The organism is Acinetobacter sp. 742879, assembly GCF_000588535.1.
Classification (GTDB): Bacteria; Pseudomonadota; Gammaproteobacteria; order Pseudomonadales; family Moraxellaceae; genus Acinetobacter; species Acinetobacter pittii.
The window spans coordinates 365,095-382,106 of sequence record NZ_JFYC01000001.1 but is presented as its reverse complement, the minus strand read 5'-3'; the positions used below and the strand labels follow the sequence as shown (position 1 = coordinate 382,106).

The 17,012-nt window shown below is 37.5% G+C and carries 15 protein-coding genes; 7 read left to right on the top strand and 8 right to left on the bottom strand.

All coding sequences use genetic code 11. From position 1 onward, the window contains the following. The first annotated feature begins 288 nt into the window (after positions 1-288). The 5 genes from J690_RS06630 to J690_RS06610 all read left to right on the top strand — a co-directional run bounded on the left by J690_RS06630 (position 289) and on the right by J690_RS06610 (position 5,592). Positions 289-2,976 (top strand): TonB-dependent receptor, encoded by a 2,688-nt coding sequence (locus tag J690_RS06630; protein ID WP_032034895.1) that lies wholly within the window; start codon positions 289-291, stop codon positions 2,974-2,976. Positions 2,977-3,085: 109 nt separating this feature from the next. Further along, positions 3,086-3,799: an energy transducer TonB gene (locus J690_RS06625; RefSeq protein ID WP_005069504.1), complete on the top strand. Its 714-nt coding sequence runs from the start codon at positions 3,086-3,088 to the stop codon at positions 3,797-3,799. Between the two features lie 40 nt (positions 3,800-3,839). After that, positions 3,840-4,721 (top strand): MotA/TolQ/ExbB proton channel family protein, encoded by an 882-nt coding sequence (locus tag J690_RS06620; protein ID WP_075382891.1) that lies wholly within the window; start codon positions 3,840-3,842, stop codon positions 4,719-4,721. A gap of 15 nt (positions 4,722-4,736) precedes the next feature. Further along, positions 4,737-5,159, top strand: coding sequence for an ExbD/TolR family protein (locus J690_RS06615; RefSeq protein WP_032034893.1), 423 nt, complete (start codon positions 4,737-4,739; stop codon positions 5,157-5,159). A 19-nt stretch (positions 5,160-5,178) separates the two neighbouring features. Beyond that, positions 5,179-5,592, top strand: coding sequence for an ExbD/TolR family protein (locus J690_RS06610; protein WP_002117898.1), 414 nt, complete (start codon positions 5,179-5,181; stop codon positions 5,590-5,592). 56 nt (positions 5,593-5,648) lie between these two features. On the opposite strand, the gene J690_RS06605 is transcribed toward J690_RS06610, so the two are convergent. From J690_RS06605 to J690_RS06590, 4 genes are all read right to left on the bottom strand, one after another. Continuing rightward, a complete protein-coding gene (locus J690_RS06605) occupies positions 5,649-6,110 on the bottom strand; it encodes a GNAT family N-acetyltransferase (RefSeq protein WP_032034890.1) in 462 nt (153 codons plus the stop codon). A 98-nt stretch (positions 6,111-6,208) separates the two neighbouring features. Then, the gene (locus J690_RS06600; protein ID WP_002117981.1) at positions 6,209-8,374 is read right to left on the bottom strand and encodes a malate synthase G; all 2,166 of its coding nucleotides are present in this window, start codon (positions 8,372-8,374) and stop codon (positions 6,209-6,211) included. Positions 8,375-8,742: 368 nt separating this feature from the next. Next, complete coding sequence (gene zapE / locus J690_RS06595; RefSeq protein ID WP_002117902.1) at positions 8,743-9,885, bottom strand: cell division protein ZapE; 1,143 nt, start codon at positions 9,883-9,885, stop codon at positions 8,743-8,745. Positions 9,886-9,962: 77 nt separating this feature from the next. Next, positions 9,963-10,985, bottom strand: a complete 1,023-nt coding sequence (locus J690_RS06590) for an AraC family transcriptional regulator (RefSeq protein WP_032034887.1) — start codon at positions 10,983-10,985, stop codon at positions 9,963-9,965. Positions 10,986-11,106: 121 nt separating this feature from the next. Between J690_RS06590 and J690_RS06585 the strand changes: the two genes are divergently transcribed. Together J690_RS06585 and J690_RS06580 are read left to right on the top strand one after the other, a co-directional pair. After that, on the top strand, positions 11,107-12,639 hold the full coding sequence (locus J690_RS06585) for a flavin-containing monooxygenase (protein WP_081405079.1): 1,533 nt from the start codon (positions 11,107-11,109) through the stop codon (positions 12,637-12,639). Between the two features lie 61 nt (positions 12,640-12,700). Further along, positions 12,701-13,612 carry a LysO family transporter gene (locus J690_RS06580; protein WP_032034880.1) on the top strand — a complete coding sequence of 304 codons (912 nt, stop codon included), beginning with the start codon at positions 12,701-12,703 and terminating at the stop codon, positions 13,610-13,612. Here the strand turns inward: J690_RS06580 and pyrF are convergent. The 4 genes from pyrF to rpsA form a co-directional block, all read right to left on the bottom strand. Further along, the gene (gene pyrF / locus J690_RS06575) at positions 13,609-14,307 is read right to left on the bottom strand and encodes an orotidine-5'-phosphate decarboxylase (RefSeq protein ID WP_032034878.1); all 699 of its coding nucleotides are present in this window, start codon (positions 14,305-14,307) and stop codon (positions 13,609-13,611) included. The two genes, J690_RS06580 and pyrF, sit on opposite strands and share 4 nt — an antisense overlap. 177 nt (positions 14,308-14,484) lie before the next feature. Further along, a complete protein-coding gene (locus J690_RS06570) occupies positions 14,485-14,850 on the bottom strand; it encodes a lipopolysaccharide assembly protein LapA domain-containing protein (protein WP_002121360.1) in 366 nt (121 codons plus the stop codon). A 25-nt stretch (positions 14,851-14,875) separates the two neighbouring features. Further along, entirely contained in the window at positions 14,876-15,178 is a 303-nt protein-coding gene (locus tag J690_RS06565; protein WP_002121337.1) for an integration host factor subunit beta, read from the bottom strand. A 156-nt stretch (positions 15,179-15,334) separates the two neighbouring features. Continuing rightward, positions 15,335-17,008 carry a 30S ribosomal protein S1 gene (rpsA, locus tag J690_RS06560; RefSeq protein ID WP_002121348.1) on the bottom strand — a complete coding sequence of 558 codons (1,674 nt, stop codon included), beginning with the start codon at positions 17,006-17,008 and terminating at the stop codon, positions 15,335-15,337. Positions 17,009-17,012 lie beyond the last annotated feature (4 nt).

Below are 17,012 nucleotides of genomic sequence, written 5' to 3'. Positions count from 1 at the left end.
AGGTTCTAAAACGATACATTTTTATTTATTAAGCATGTGAAGAGTCCAGCAATGTATATTTTTTATACAAAAAAATTTGAAACTTTTGGCCAGCGTTTAAAAATTTTCCAAACGGAAAATTTATTTTTGTTTAATAAAAGATGAACCTTCGTGCTGAACCATAATAAAATCAATATATATCAATATTTTGCATAAACTAAAAAAAGAAAAATATATAGTTGGCACTTGCTTTGCTTAAAAACTTTCCAGCAATATCGCTAACGACAACAAAAAGGGATCAAATCCACGATGAAAAAAAAATACAATGTTCGATCTCAGGCAACCCCCAAGATCAGCAAAACAATTCTTAAATTAAGCACCCTTAGTTTAAGTATGATGTGTCTTACCCTGGCACAGGCAGCAGAAACTGAACAATTAAGTACTGATGAAAAACCAACAAAAGTCGTAAAAGTTGCCGTTACAGGTTCTTCAATCAAAGGAGTTGCAGCACAAAGTGCTTCGCCAATTACCATCGTAAAAGTTGATGAAATCTTAAAACAAGGGGTAACAACAACAGAGGAAGCATTAGCAAAGATCAGTGCAAACCAATCGAACTTTGTGACTGCAAGTAATGTAGGCGCAAGTAAGACGGTGGGTTCAGCAGCGAACCTTAGAGCCTTAGGTGCCAATAAGACACTTGTTTTACTTAATGGCCGTCGATTGGCTGCAAACGCCTATGATAGTGGCGTTACCAACTTAAATATTATTCCACTCGCAATGTTAGACCGTATTGAGGTTTTACGAGATGGTGCCTCTTCCATTTATGGCACTGATGCAATTGGCGGGGTAATTAACTTCATTACCAAAAAACAGTTTACAGGACTTAATCTGACTGCTGGCTATCAAAAACCAGAACAAAAAGGCGGTGAGCAACAAGACTACAGTATCTTTGGCGGCTTCGGTGATTTAGACGAAAATGGCTACAATGTTTTTGGTGTTGTGGACTATCGCAAAGGCGACGATGTCATGGCCAAAGACCGTAAAGTTAGTCGACGTGGAGGCATATTACCTGAATTAGGAATCCATAAAACTAGTAGTGGTTCATTCCCTGCCAATGTACCTGGATTAGGTAATCCCTATGCATCTACAGGTTGTGGTAATAACCCTCTAGTAGAGACTGATGGTCAAATTTGTAAATATAACAGCCAAGCAGTAATTGGTATTGTTCCAAAGACAGAAGACATCTCAGCTATGGGCCGAGCTACTTTTAAATTAAATGATAATTTTAACGCGATTGCAGAATATTTATATGCAAGAAATGAAGTTACAACGTCAGTCGCACCAGATGTATTTTTTGATTTGACGCTTGACCCTAGTAGTAAATATTATCCAGGTAAAGGTATTACTCCAGCTTTAGCAGGCGCTACTGGAACTATCCCTCTATATTTGCGTTCACAATCAGGTAATCGTGTAAGTAATAGTATTAATCAATCACATAGAATATTTGCTGGTATTGAGGGTGAAACTCATGGTTGGGACATTAACTCCGGCGTTACCTATGCTCATAGTAGTGCATCGGATGCAGTAGTAAGTGGCTATTTAAACTTTGACAAAACACAAGAAGCTTTAAACAATGGTATTTTAAATCCATTCGGACCGCAAAGTCCTGAAGATGCCAATGTATGGAACCAGTTAGGTGTTGAAGGTAAATATTTAAAAGCTAACTTAGATACAACTACTGTTGATTTCACTGCAAGTAGACCTATATTTAAATTACCAGCAGGAGATGTGGCTTTTGCAGTTGGAGCAAGCTATCGTTATGAAGATTGGACTTCAAAAGTCGTTACTGATGTTGCCCGAGTTGCACCTAGTACAGGTGTCGATCCTGATGAGCCAGTAAATACTGGCGATCGTAATATTAAATCGGTATTTACCGAATTTCATATCCCCCTTCATAAAACTTTAGAAGCTCAAATCGCTGCTCGTTATGATGACTACAACGATTTTGGCGATACGTTTAATCCAAAATTTGCACTTCGTTGGGAACCTATTAAACAGTTAATGTTCCGTACGACTTATAGTACGGGCTTCAGAGCTCCAACACTTTGGGAAGTGAATGGACCAAACTCCGTAACCAATACGGGTGGATACTATTATGATCCCGTACTCTGCCCAGGGAATGTCTTAAAACCAGGTGGTGTAAGAGAACGTGATTGTAATATGCAATTTGATAGACAAAATGGGGGAAATAAAAGTCTTGATCCGGAAGAGTCAAAGTCTTTTACTGCTGGCTTAGTATTTGAACCAATTAAAAATTTAGCCTTGACTCTCGACTATTTCAATATTGAAGTAGATAAGCAAATTGCTACGCTTTCAGAAACTGCTATTTTTGATGACCCTGTGAAATATGCAGACAAATTTGTACGTAATCCTGATGGCTCATTAGATTATATTATTACAACACAACAAAATTTAGGTGGAATTAAAACATCTGGTTTCGATGTGGGCTTAAGTTGGGTTTCTCCAATGACTGCTACAGGTCGTTTTGGTTTCAATATTGATGGAACATATATTACGGATTACAAATATCAAGCCGAGCAAAATGGTGAATGGAAAAGTGTTGCAGGCACTTATAGCGGTCTAGACTACCAAGCTATTATTCTTCGCTGGAAACATACTGCAAACCTAAATTGGAATTATGAGAATTGGGCTTTAAACCTACAACAAAATTTTTCACGCGGTTATGAGGATCAAAATTCAAGTTCTTCTGTTAAGGCAGGCTATCGAAATCACAAAGTGAGCGACTATACAACCTATAATATTTCAGGCACATACAAAGGCTTTAAAAATCTAGAAGTTACAGCGGGCATTAAGAATATCTTTGATGAAGACCCACCAGCTTCAAATGTTGGCGACAACTTCCAAATGGGATATGACCCACGTTACGCAGATCCTTTAGGACGTACTTACTTTGTACGAGGTACATATAAGTTCTAAATGGTTGTTCTGCAAATATAACTCTCAACGGTTAGTTTGCAGAACAAATACTCATTCTTAGCCAAACAGTCATTTTAAAAATTGTTTGTCTACAGTTTCAGGAGTAACTATGGGCATGACTTTTACAGACATAGAAAATAAATCTGCCAAACGCCTAATTGGTATTGCTGCAGTTATTTTTCTGCATCTTCTTGTTGCCTATATTCTGATGTCAGGTTTAGCAAACAATATTCAAAAACCAGCAGAAAAACCTGTGGAATTACAAATTATTCAGGATATTAAGCCACCTCCTCCACCAAAGCCGGAAGAACCGAAACCAAAGGAAAAACCGCCTGAGCCACCAAAAATGGTAGAAAAAGTTGCCAAGGTTCCTGAGCCGCCTAAACAAGTAGAGAAAGTAGCAACACCGGTACAAAAAACGACACCAGTGGCTCAACCGACTAAAGCGGCTACCCCAGCTCCTGCGGCACCTAGTACACCATCTCCAAGCCCTGTTGCCGCACCTGCTCCAGTGGCTGCTGCGCCGGCACCAAAACCAGCTGGTGTAAGTCGTGGTGTTTCAGAGGGTTCTGCTGGCTGTGAAAAACCAGAATATCCACGAGAAGCACTTATGAATGAAGAACAAGGTACGGTGCGCATACGTGTTTTAGTTGATACTTCCGGCAAGGTTATTGATGCCAAAGTAAAAAAATCGAGTGGCAGCAAAATTTTAGATAAAGCGGCAACTAAAGCTTACAGCTTATGTACGTTCAAACCAGCAATGAAAGATGGTGTACCTCAGCAAGATTGGTATGAAATTGAATATCCATTTGTAATTGAATAAACAATTGAATTAGCAAGAAATTAAAAAATATTGGAGATATATGATGAAAAAATCAACTCAACCTTTAGTTCGTTTCGCTTCTGCAAGTCTAATCGCAGCTTGCTCGTTACTTCCATTGAGCTCAGTTTTCGCAGAAGAAACAAGTAATACTCCTGTGGCCACAGCAACTACTGAAGCTACGTCAAGTACAAATACTCCAACTCCACCACCGAAACCCGCAACAAGCGAAACTGTCAAAAATCCTTATGGTCTAGAAGCCCTTTGGCGCGAAGGTGATTTAGTTGCTAAGTCTACCTTATTTATATTAGTACTCATGTCGATTGGAACTTGGTACATCATCATCTCTAAACTATTGCAGCAAGGTAAAGTCAAACGCCAAGGCAAAGAAGCTGAAAAACACTTTTGGGAAGCGACTTCCCTTGATAATGCTGCAGAAGGTTTAGAACAAAGTAGTGCTTATCGTTTTATTGCTGAAAAAGGCATTAATTCAACTAAATCACACGGCGGTTCTTTACTTGAACGAATCGATTTTAATACATGGGTGAGCATTTCAATTCAACGCGCAATTGAAAAAATACAAAATCATTTAGGTGGTGGTTTAGCCTTTTTAGCAACGGTAGGTTCTACTGCACCATTTGTTGGACTTTTTGGTACGGTTTGGGGAATTTATCACGCATTAACAGCCATTGGTATCTCAGGTCAAGCATCTATCGATAAAGTTGCAGGCCCCGTTGGTGAAGCTCTGATTATGACAGCGATTGGTCTTGCAGTCGCAGTACCTGCTGTACTTGGTTATAACTGGCTTACACGCCGTAATAAAGCAGTTATGGAAAATGTCCGTTCATTTGGTTCAGATTTACACGCGGTTTTATTAAGTGGAGAAATTAATACCAATAATTCAGTTAATCGCAGTATTAAATAATCAGGAGCAAACATTATGGGTATGAGTGTTGGTTCTGAAGATGATGACGAAATGATTGGCACAATTAACACGACACCTCTGGTTGATGTCATGTTGGTTTTACTTATTATTTTTCTTATTACTATTCCCGTAGTCACACATACGGTTCCAGTGAAACTACCAGAAGAAAAAAATACGCCGTACGCAACCACGCCTGAAAATATTCAACTCTCAGTAAATAAGAAAGGCGATATTTTCTGGAACGAAAGTTATGTGCCTAGTAAAGAGATATTGCTGGCAAAACTTCAAGCAGTTGCACAAAAAAGGCCTCAGCCAGAAGTTCATATTCGGGGTGATCAGCTTACCCATTTTAAAGCGATAGATCAGGTCATTAGTACGACCAAAGAAGCTGGTATTGGCAAAATTGCTTTTGTTACTACCCCTCCAGCCTCCCCGTAATTAACTTAAGGAGAATTTTATGGGTATGAATGTCGGTTCAAATAATGATGACGATGTGATGTTGGAAGTCAACATGACACCTCTTATTGATGTCATGTTGGTACTCATTATTATGTTTATTATTACCATACCTGCACCAAACAACGCGATTAATATTAATTTGCCAAATGGCACACCGCCACCAACAAATGAAAAGCCACCTGAAGTGATTGATGTAAGAATTGATGCGGTAGGCAAAGTATTTTGGAATAACCAAGAGGTTTCTGACCGAAAGGCGCTAGAGACTTTATTTCAAGGTGTTGTTGCTAAAAAAGATCAAGACCAGATCAAACTCAAACCAGACCAGATGGCTGAATATAAGAATGTAGCGATGGTCATGGCTACTGCACAACGTTTAGGTGTCACTAAAATTGGAATTGTGAGCAGTAACTAATATTGCTTTTCAATATATTTAACTCTATTAACTCCTGCGCTAACTTGAATCTTCAGTTAGCGTTTTTTTTGAAGCGAAATATTCAACTCTAAAATAATATCTCCACACTCATCATATTCTCCAGTTTCTATAAAACCCATTTTTTTATAAAGTTTTCCAGCAATGTTATTAGAAGATTTATACATCGTTCGAATTCGTTTAGCTCCTTTTGCAGCCATTTCATCAATTGCCATTTGCAATGCCTTGGTACCATAACCTTTGGCTTGATGATCTTTGCCAATCATAAAACGAAACAACCAAAATAATGTCTCATCAGGTGGGTCAACTTCGACACAGTACATTAAGAATCCAATGACTCTATCATTTGAACAAATCACTCGTGGACAGTAATGTTCTTCCACTTTAGACTCAGCAATAGAATATACATTTGGTGCAACATAATCTTTTTGAGATTCATCCAACGACAACTTTGCACATTGAATCCAATTCTCACGATCAAGATCTTTTAGACTAATCAAATTAAAAACCTCTTAGCTATTAATCTATATTCTATAAGCACAAAATATACCGAAAATAAAAAAGCCTCCGAAGAGGCTTTTTTCAAAACAGGATGAAATTAATCACCTGTATAACCTTTTAACTTCAAACGAGCAGCATGAAGTAACGGCTCAGTGTAACCAGAAGGCTGTTCACAACCTTTGAAGATAAGATCAGAAGCTGCCTGGAAAGCAATATTTGTTTCAAAGTTAGCTGCCATTGGTTTATACAATGGGTCATTCGCGTTTTGCTCATCAACAATTTTTGCCATGCGTTTAAGTACTTCTTCAACTTGTTCACGAGTTACAATACCGTGACGTAACCAGTTCGCAACGTGTTGAGAAGAAATACGTAATGTTGCACGGTCTTCCATTAAGCCCACGTTGTTAATATCAGGAACTTTCGAACAACCTACACCTAAGTCAACCCAACGAACAACATAACCTAAGATACCTTGGCAGTTATTTTCAAGTTCATTGTTAATCTCTTCCGCTGACCAATTTGTATCAGGTGCAAATGGAGGTGTTAATAGGTCATCTAATGACAACATTTCTTCAGCTTTTAACTGATCTTGACGTGCTTTTACATTTACTTGATGGTAATGCATCGCGTGAAGAACAGCACCAGTTGGAGATGGAACCCAAGCACATGAAGCACCCGCATTTGGATGTGCAGCTTTAGTTGCTAACATATCTTTCATGCTATCTGGTTTTGGCCACATGCCTTTACCAATCTGTGCTTTACCTTGTAAACCACATTTCAAGCCAATCGCAACGTTACGGTTTTCGTAAGCAGCAATCCATTTTTGTGTTTTAACCGCTTCTTTACGAACAACAGGTGCAGCTTCCATAGAAGTATGGATTTCATCACCCGTACGGTCCATAAAGCCAGTATTAATAAAGATCGTACGGTCTTTAGCAGCAGCAATACAGTTTTTCAAGTTTACAGATGTACGGCGCTCTTCATCCATAATACCGATTTTTAACGATTTAGGTGGTAATCCAATCGCCTGTTCAGCACGTTCAAATAACTCTACAGCAAACGCAACTTCTTCAGGACCATGCATTTTTGGCTTAACAATATACATAGAACCTTTACGAGAGTTTTTATTTTCGTTTGTACTACGGATATCAGCAATTGATAACAATGGAGTTACCAATGCATCCATAATACCTTCGAAAATTTCTTCACCATCTACCAAAATAGCTGGGTTAGTCATTAAGTGACCTACGTTACGAAGTAACATAAGTGAACGACCATGAAGTTTTGTTGTACCACCAATTAAGTTTTTAATTTCGCGATCTTTATTTAGATCACGAACAATCGTTTTACCATTCTTTTCAATAGATTCTTGAAGTGTACCCTTCATTAAACCTAACCAATTACGGTAACCTTCAACTTTTTCTTCTGCATCGACAGCCGCAACAGAGTCTTCCAAATCTTGAATTGTGGTTACTGCCGCTTCAAATGTTAAATCTTTAACACCCGCTGGATCAGTTTGTCCAATTGGGCTATTTGCATCAATTTCGATAATGACATGAAGACCATTACTTAAAAGTACAACTTCTGAAGGATTTGCTTCTTCACCATTGAAACCAACAAACTGAGCTTCATGAGCTAAACCTGTTTTTGAACCATCTTTCAAAGTTACAACGAGTTTATTTTGCTCAATTGCATATTTTGTTGCATCTGCATGTGAACCTTGAGCAAGCGGGAAAACTTCATTTAAGAAATTCTTAGCGAACTCAATAACTTTTGCACCACGAACAGGATTATATCCTTTACCCTTTTCAGCTCCGCCTTCTTCAGAAATTACATCGAAGCCATAAAGTGCATCATATAAAGAACCCCAACGGGCATTTGCTGCATTTAAGCAATAACGTGCATTACGTACAGGTACAACTAACTGTGGTCCTGCCAACAACGCAATTTCTTCATCTACATTTTCAGTAGTAATTTGAAAATCTTCAACTTCTGGTAATAAATAACCAATTTCAGTTAAGAACGCTTTATAAGCACCTAATTCAAATTTGTTGTTACGGTGCCATTCATCAATTTTTGCTTGTAATTCATCACGCTTAGCCAATAATGCTTTATTTTTTGGGCTAAGATCGACAACAACTTGCTCAAAGTTCTTCCAGTAAGTTTCACTATCTAAACCAGAACCTGGTAAAGCTTCATTTTCGATAAAATCGTAAAGTTCTTTAGCAATCGCTAACTTGCCTTTTTGAATACGTGCAGTCATTGTCTTTCCTGAAGTTGCTACTTTTTATACCAAGAGAATCCTAGTATACCGATTTAAATTAAGCTGAATACTAATATCACATTCCTAAATAGTAAGCATTTTCCCTTGCAAAACTATTGACAAAGATAAATTTTTCTATAAAGGAAATATTAAAATTCTAACTAGAATTCCCATCAATTTATTCAATATTTAAAGATACTGAAACTAGACTTTTTGTTAACAGACAAAAAGTTTCACTATCTTGTTTTTCTAAAGCGTATTTAGTTATATCAAACTTTACAGCGTGAAAAAGCACTATTTAACTAAATTTATCAATTTTTGTTGTAAAAAAAGCGCCCAATTTAGAGCGCTTTTTATATCTATTTTATTTAAGAGGTTTTAGTAGCATCAATATGACGATGTTCAGAATGTAAATATTCATCAGATTGCATTTCTAGCAAACGTGAGCGCGTACGTTCAATTTCAAATGCTAATTTTTCACCTTGATAAATATCAATAATACTATCTTGAGACGTTAAAAGTAATTTCACACCTCGATCGTAAAACTCATCGACTAGATAAATAAAGCGACGAGTACCTTCAGATAAGAAATCTGTCAAATGAGGAACATTACTGACTAGAACCGTATTATAAATATTTGCAATTTCAATAAAATCTGCTGGGCTACGTGGTTTAAAGCAGAGTTCAGAAAACTCACACCACAACACATCTTCTGTATGTCCCAAAGTCTCGACAACACGATTATTAATCACAATCGGCTCTTGAGAATGAGCTTGTGTATGAGTTAATGCACTAAAACGTTCAGCCATCCAGCTTTGAGCTTCATTCGTTAATGGCGATTTAAATAATTGAGCTTGTTTTAGTACACGCAAACGATAGTCCACACCTGCATCTACATTTAAAACAGCACAGTTCTTTTTAACCATTTCAATGGTTGGCAAGAAACGATCACGGTGAATACCGTTTTTATATAAGCCATCTGGTGCAATGTTTGATGTTGCAATTAATGTCACACCACGCACAAATAATTTTTGGAATAAATCGCTTAAGATCATTGCATCTGTTACGTTTGAGACAAAGAATTCATCAAAACAAATAACGACAGCATCTTTATAGATTTGGTCAGCTACGATTTCAAGTGGATTACGTTGGCCTGAAAGCTTATTTAGCTCTTTATGAACATGTTGCATGAAATGATGAAAATGCATACGCGTTTTACGGCGAAATGGCACAGATTCATAAAATTGATCCATAAGCCAAGTTTTTCCACGGCCTACTCCGCCCCACATATATACACCTTTAGGTGAAGTTTGGCGACGGAAACGACGGAAAGCTTTTTTTGAGGCTTTATAACGGTTTAAAAGTTCTTTCCATACGCGATCTAATTCTTGCACTGCCTGTGCTTGCGCTTCATCTGCCATAAATTGACCTGAAGCTAAAGCCTCAGCATAGCGTTCTGCTGGGGAAGAAGGTGTGAATGCAGTACTATGAGAAGATTTTAAATTTAACATATCGTTTTATTTCAATTTTAACTGATGAGAGTATAGCGAACATTTTGTTCAACCACATTAGCTTTTAGCATCAAGAGTTACGACGATGACTCTTTTGCATATTGTCGAGGACTCTGTCCAAACCATCGTTTAAATGCATGATTAAATGCCGCCGGTTCAGAATAGCCGAGTAATTCGGCAACAACTTCTATTGAGTATTCCCTATATTCCATAAGCTTCAATGCCTTATTCTTGATAATTTGTTCACGAATTTGCTTATAACTCGTATTTAGCTGTTGCAGTTGATGCCTTAATGTCCTTTCAGGCATTTTCAATGCAAAAGCTGTTTCCGCCATGCTCGGGATAATTCCTTGTTGCAGTTCAAGATAATCTTGCACACATTGTATGATATGTGGAGTTTGATGATCTTGTTGATTTAATCTTGTTATTTCTGCAATACATTTTGATTCATAAATACGATGTGTGATGATATCGGCAGAAGGAATCTTGATTTCAAGTACATCCTTACTTAGGCTAAATGCAGCATATTTACCATTAAAATGCACATCTTCGCCATAATAGGCAAAATAACATGACAAAGTATCTATATCAGTAGGTTTTTCAAATGGAAGTTCTATACGCATCGTAGGCATTTGTAATCCCATCATCGTATAAATATCTTGAATAAATTTATAAGTTCCAGAGATTTCACATTGTGCCCGTAACTGGCCAATTTCCGTTTTTAAATCAACAGGCAAATAATTTAAAATCGTCCGCTCATCAGTTTCGTATAAAGCTAAGCTACCAAATAAATGCGTAAGCTTTTGATATTTTATACCCTTATTTAAAGCAGTTTGAATATCATTACTTGTGACAAGTAGCATAAGCAATGGGCCGTAACCCGCTAAAGCGTAATGCTGTCCAATAAATAAACCCTTTTCAGGCTCTACATTTTTACTAATTATTTGTTGAATGTCCCATTCAAGACGATCATGAATTGTGGAAGTCGGGTCTAAAGCATCGACTTTAATACCTATATCGGCCAAACGTGAGTCGACATCAATGCCAGCATTGCGCATTCCTTGAATTAAATAGATTAAACCAAGTATCGACCGTTTCATTCTTCTATCAATTTCCTTAGACTGAAATGTTTTACTATAAAGAAGCAAGAAAATTAATTGCCGAATCTATCAATTTTCACGTCGATACAATCATGTTTAAACTGATTAAAAAACGTTAGTCTTGCGTGCAATCCTCTTTTCAGCTTATGCAGGGTTTCCAATGCTAAACGCAAAGCAAGATGCTATTCAAAAAACTAAAATTGCTATTATTGGTGCTGGCTTTGGTGGCCTAGCAATGGCAATCCGTTTACTACAAAATCAACAGCAAGACTTTGTTATTTTAGAAAAATCAAATGATGTCGGTGGAACTTGGCGAGAAAATCGTTATCCAGGTGCAGCATGTGATGTTCAATCTCATATGTATTCATTGTCTTTTGCACCAAAAACAGATTGGACAAAACGCTATGCAGAGGGACCAGAGATCTTTAATTATATTCAAGACATTACACAGAAATATAAAATTAAAGATTACTGTAAGTTTAACCATGACGTAACTCATGTCCAATATGATGAAACACGTCATGTCTGGACTCTAGATTTTAATGACCAACCTTCTATAGAAGCTCAATTTGTAGTTTTTGCATCTGGTCCCCTACACATCCCACAAATTCCTCCTATCAAAGGGATTGAAAAATTTAAAGGAAAAGTATTTCATTCCTCAAAATGGGAACATGACTATGATTTAAACGGAAAGTCAGTCGCATCTATTGGTACAGGTGGTAGCGCAATTCAATATATTCCTGAAATAGCCAAAGATGTTAAACAGCTCTATGTATTTCAAAGAACAGCTGCATGGGTAATACCACGAGATGAGCGCAAATATTCAAGCTTAAGTAAAGCATTATTCAAATCTTCTAATATTTATCGCCAGATTCATCGTAGTCGTCTTTACTGGAGTAATGAATCTCGCGTTGTACCCATTGTTCAACCTCAAATCATGAAGTATGGCCAAAAATTGGCAGAAGCATTCATCCGTTTACAAGTTAAAGACAAAGAGTTAGCAAAAAAACTCACACCTGACTTCGTTATGGGATGTAAACGTATTCTTATCTCAAATAAATACTTTCCTACCTTTAACCGAAAAAATGTTGAGCTAGTAACTGATAGTATTCAAGAGATTAAAGAAAACAGTATTGTTACTAAAGATGGTCGAGAACGATCTATTGATTGTTTAATTTACGGTACAGGTTTTATTACTGACCCACGTATTTATTTAAAACATTTCACATGTATCGGACGTAATCAAATCGAGTTAAAACAAGCATGGAAAGATGGTGCTGAAAGCTATTACGGCATTATGACTAAAAACTTTCCCAACCTATTTCAACTGGTAGGCCCTAATACAGTTCTAGGTCATAATTCGATTATTTTTATGATTGAATCTCAAGTGAATTACATTTTACAGCTTATTCAGTTAGTAGAAGAGTCTGGTCAAAAAGCAATTGAGATCAAGTCTGAAATTCAAGACGCCTTTAATGAACGTGTCCAAAAGCAGCTGCAAGGAACCGTATGGCAAGCTGGTGGCTGTAGTAGTTGGTATCAATCTGCCGATGGTAGAAACTTTTCACTATGGCCAACTTACACATGGAAGTATTGGTTAGAAACACGTAAAGTTAAGCCCAAAGACTACTTACTTTTAAATAAAAGCTCATAAAGCTATGCAGCTTAAAATGTTCAAGACATAATAGGTAGGTTGATAACAATCTACCTATTATATGCAATCTTTTTATCTCATCATTCAAATTTTTTTAGCACTGGCTTTCGGTTATTTCCTAGCACCCAAACTATCTCTAAATATCCGACAATTTATATTTAAAATACTGCCCTATTTTTCTTATATTCTTTTAGCTAGTGTAGCTTTGGAATTAACCTTGGCACTTGATCAAATCGAGAATCCTTCTGCCATACTCCCACCCGCTATTATCATTGCTCTTACCACTTCTTTTGGTTCGTTCTTTACGTGTTTATTTGCTTATACAATTTTTGATAAACAAAGTGTTAAAGGCAAAATTTCCCTACAACTTTTTGTAAATGCTTTAAAGAATATTGCGAAGGCTTTTCTTGCACTAGGTGTCGGTGTTTTATTCGGCGCTATCATTACTCAATTCACCTCACATATCGCATTTAATAGCTGGTATTTGTTATTACTTTTTATTTTTTTAATTGGTATCGAACTTGCCTTCACCCACTTTAACCGCACATGGTTAAGCTGGAAAATTTTAATTGTACCCTTAGCCGCTTTTATAGGGTCATGTATAGCAGGCCTTTTGAATTACTATTTGCTCAACAAGCATTTTACACTTAATGAAACTTTAGCTTTAGCACAAGGCTATGGCTGGTATTCAATGTCGGGGATTTTATTTACGCAATTACATTCGGCAGAGTTGGGTGGAATCGCCTTATTAACCGACTTATTTAGAGAAATTGTTGCTATTTTTCTAATGTATACCATGGGTTGGCGTTTTCCACGCCCTGCTATCTCAAGTGCGGGTGCAACCTCCATGGATGTTACCTTAGCAATGGTAAAACAGTCATGTGGTACACATTATGTACCACATGCCATGATGAGCGGCTTATTATTAAGCCTACTCGCCCCGTTATTAATTAGCTTATTCCTAAATTTTTAGGCAATCGAAGCAAGAATAGATTTCAACATTTCTGTTGGCTTTTCTGCTTTAGTAATCGGTCGACCAATTACCAGATGCGTAGAGCCATCAAGCATAGCTTGCTTTGGAGTTACAATACGTTTTTGGTCGTCTGCATTAGAACCTTCTGGACGAATACCAGGTGTTACTAAAGAGAAGTCTTGCCCAATTAATTCACGAAGAATCTTAGCTTCTTGAGCTGAACAAACCCCCCCACCCAAGCCACTTTCTTTCGTTAAATTAGCCAAGCGCTTTACATGCTCTACAGGTTCAACATCTAAACCAATATCTTTTAAATCTTCACGACCCATTGATGTGAGTACTGTCACAGCAATAAGTTGGGTTTGATAGTTACCTGCTTTTAAACGTTCCACACAAGTTTCCATCATTTTACGGCCACCTGAAGCGTGAACATTTACCATCCATACACCTAAATCAGCCGCTGCACATACTGCTTGAGCTGTAGTATTTGGAATATCATGAAATTTAAGATCAAGAAAAACTTCAAAATTTTGTTCTTGCAGTTTTTTTACAACAGATGGGCCTTCATGAGTAAAAAGCTCTTTACCTACTTTTACGCGGCATAAAGCAGGGTCAAGCTGTTCAACAATTTTTAAAGCGTCATATTGGCTTTTTGCATCTAACGCAACAATGATACTCAAGAGACTTTCTTCCATCATATAAAATCAGCGTTATTATAATAGACAACTCATGAAGGAATAAAGGAATGTAGAGAACTGCTTTCCAAAATTAAAGCGATAAGAACAAAAGCGTTTATATTTAGAAGAATAAAAGAAGAGATAAAATTTAGAGAGATACTACTCTTTACTCATCAATAAAGAGTAGTACGGGGATTATAGCGGAGTAGAATTTTTATCTTGCGGATAAATATCTACAACGGTTTTTTCATGTCTTACATTTGCAGCTGCTTCAGCTGCTGCTAATTGAGCACTTTGGATTTGTTCTTTTCTTAAATGGTCAATATCTTTACGCAGGCGTTTAATTTCCCAACCTTTTTGGAATACTCTGAAAACTTGCACACCTAATAAAAGACCAACCACAGTTCCTAGTACCAATGTGAGTAGCAATAATAAGCCTAAACGCATAGCTGGAACTTGGGTAAATAACAAATCAACAGAAAGTTCTGTTGGATTCTGCAAAACAAGTGCTAAAGAATAGCCAAATACAACAATAAGCAATGCAATTAAAATATAACGCATAGGCACCCCGACTTATAAATTTTATTTATTTCCCAGATTCGTTTACAGCATCACGAAGGGCTTTTCCGGGTTTAAAATGTGGAACAGCTTTAGCTGCAACTTCAACTGATTTTCCTGTTTTAGGATTGCGACCAACTCTTGGATCACGGTGGTGTAAAGCAAAGCTACCAAAACCACGGATTTCAATTCGATTATCAGTTGATAGGGCTTCTATCATTTGATCAATCATAATTTTAACCGCCTCTTCCACCAAAGGTTCAGCTAAGTGTGGGTTTTTTAGCGCAATGCGTTCAATCAAATCAGACTTATTAAGAGCTTCAGTAGTCATCTACGACCTCGTTATTTATTGCTACTCTATGTCGTTCGATAATAACCTGTTTAAATACAAAACGGTAGCGCAGTATGTTGAATACTAGGCTACCGTTTACAGTAATTTGTATAAAAAGTACAATTCCGTTACATGAAACTGTACTTTGTTAACTTATTACTTCATTTGTGCTTTGATCAAGTCACCAATAGTCTTAGGACCATTGTCTTGACTTGTAGTTGCTGTACGCAAGCTAGCAACTGCTTCTTTCTCTTCAGCTTCGTCTTTCGCTTTGATAGACAAGTTGATAGAGCGAGATTTACGATCAACGTTGATGATCTTCGCTTCAACTTCTTGACCAACTTCTAAGAATTTAGTCGCATCTTCTACGCGGTCACGGTTGATTTCAGAAGCTTTAAGAGTTGCTTCAACTTCGTCAGCTAACTTAACAGTTGCGCCACGAGCATCAACTGCAGTTACAGTACCTTTAACTAAAGCACCACGTTCGTTAGCAGCTAAGAAGTCATTGAACGGATCGCTGTTCAATTGCTTGATACCAAGGCTGATACGGTTACCTTCAGCGTCTACAGACAAGATAACAGCTTCAACAGTGTCACCTTTCTTGTAACGACGAATAGCTTCTTCACCTTGCTCGTTCCAAGAAATATCAGACAAGTGTACTAAACCGTCGATACCGCCATTCAAGCCAATGAAGATACCAAAGTCAGTGATAGACTTGATAGTACCAGATACTTTTTCGCCTTTCTCATGAGCTTTAGCAAACTCTTCCCATGGGTTAGCACGAGTTTGTTTGATACCAAGGCTAATACGACGACGTTCTTCATCAACTTCAAGAACCATAACATCAACTTCATCACCAATCTGAACAACTTTAGATGGGTGGATGTTTTTGTTAGTGTGGTCCATTTCAGAAACGTGAACTAAACCTTCAACGCCTTCAGCGATTTCAGCGAAACAACCATAGTCAGTTAAGTTAGTTACGCGAGCTTTAACGATAGAACCTTTAGGGTAACGGCTCATGATCGCTAACCATGGATCTTCGCCTAATTGTTTAAGGCCTAAAGATACGCGGTTACGTTCACGGTCAAATTTAAGTACTTTAACAGTAACTTCTTGACCAACTTCAACAACTTCTGAAGGGTGCTTGATACGCTTCCAAGCCATATCTGTGATATGTAGAAGACCATCAATACCGCCAAGATCAACGAATGCACCGTAATCAGTAAGGTTTTTGATTGTACCTGTAACTGTTTGACCTTCTTCAAGTTGAGCAAGTAATGCTTCACGGTCAGCAGAAGATTCAGCTTCCATAACAGCACGACGAGATACAACAACGTTATTACGTTTAGCATCAAGTTTAATTACTTTGAACTCTAACTCTTTACCTTCAAGGTGAGTAGTGTCACGGATAGGACGAGTGTCAACTAATGAACCTGGTAAGAATGCACGAACAGGACCGATGTCAACAGTGAAACCGCCTTTAACTTTACCAGAGATAACACCAGTAACGATTTCGCCATCTTCAAAGATTTTTTCAAGTTTAGTCCAAGTTTCAGCACGCTTAGCTTTTTCACGTGATAAAACTGTTTGACCCATACCGTTGTCAAGAGCTTCAACAACTACGTCAACAGTATCACCAACCTGAACTTCAAGTTCACGTTGTTCATTTAAAAATTCAGCACGGTCAACAATGCCTTCAGACTTTAGGCCAGTGTCAACAGTTACCCAGTCGCTATCGATGTTTACAACAACACCTTGGATGACTGCACCCTTTTCAACGTTGAGGTTTAATTCACTTTCTTCAAAGAGGGCTGCAAAAGATTCGGTCATGATA

Excerpts from the sequence above, each read along its gene's own strand:
- J690_RS06610 (WP_002117898.1), top strand. The coding sequence starts at position 5,179 with ATGGGTATGAATGTCGGTTCAAATAATGATGACGATGTGATGTTGGAA.
- J690_RS06570 (WP_002121360.1), bottom strand. The coding sequence starts at position 14,850 with ATGCGTTATATTTTAATTGCATTGCTTATTGTTGTATTTGGCTATTCT.
- J690_RS06630 (WP_032034895.1), top strand. The coding sequence starts at position 289 with ATGAAAAAAAAATACAATGTTCGATCTCAGGCAACCCCCAAGATCAGC.
- J690_RS06620 (WP_075382891.1), top strand. The coding sequence starts at position 3,840 with ATGATGAAAAAATCAACTCAACCTTTAGTTCGTTTCGCTTCTGCAAGT.
- zapE (WP_002117902.1), bottom strand. The coding sequence starts at position 9,885 with ATGTTAAATTTAAAATCTTCTCATAGTACTGCATTCACACCTTCTTCC.
- pyrF (WP_032034878.1), bottom strand. The coding sequence starts at position 14,307 with ATGGAAGAAAGTCTCTTGAGTATCATTGTTGCGTTAGATGCAAAAAGC.
- J690_RS06625 (WP_005069504.1), top strand. The coding sequence starts at position 3,086 with ATGGGCATGACTTTTACAGACATAGAAAATAAATCTGCCAAACGCCTA.
- J690_RS06580 (WP_032034880.1), top strand. The coding sequence starts at position 12,701 with ATGCAATCTTTTTATCTCATCATTCAAATTTTTTTAGCACTGGCTTTC.
- rpsA (WP_002121348.1), bottom strand. The coding sequence starts at position 17,008 with ATGACCGAATCTTTTGCAGCCCTCTTTGAAGAAAGTGAATTAAACCTC.
- J690_RS06565 (WP_002121337.1), bottom strand. The coding sequence starts at position 15,178 with ATGACTACTGAAGCTCTTAATAAGTCTGATTTGATTGAACGCATTGCG.
- J690_RS06590 (WP_032034887.1), bottom strand. The coding sequence starts at position 10,985 with ATGAAACGGTCGATACTTGGTTTAATCTATTTAATTCAAGGAATGCGC.
- J690_RS06600 (WP_002117981.1), bottom strand. The coding sequence starts at position 8,374 with ATGACTGCACGTATTCAAAAAGGCAAGTTAGCGATTGCTAAAGAACTT.
- J690_RS06615 (WP_032034893.1), top strand. The coding sequence starts at position 4,737 with ATGGGTATGAGTGTTGGTTCTGAAGATGATGACGAAATGATTGGCACA.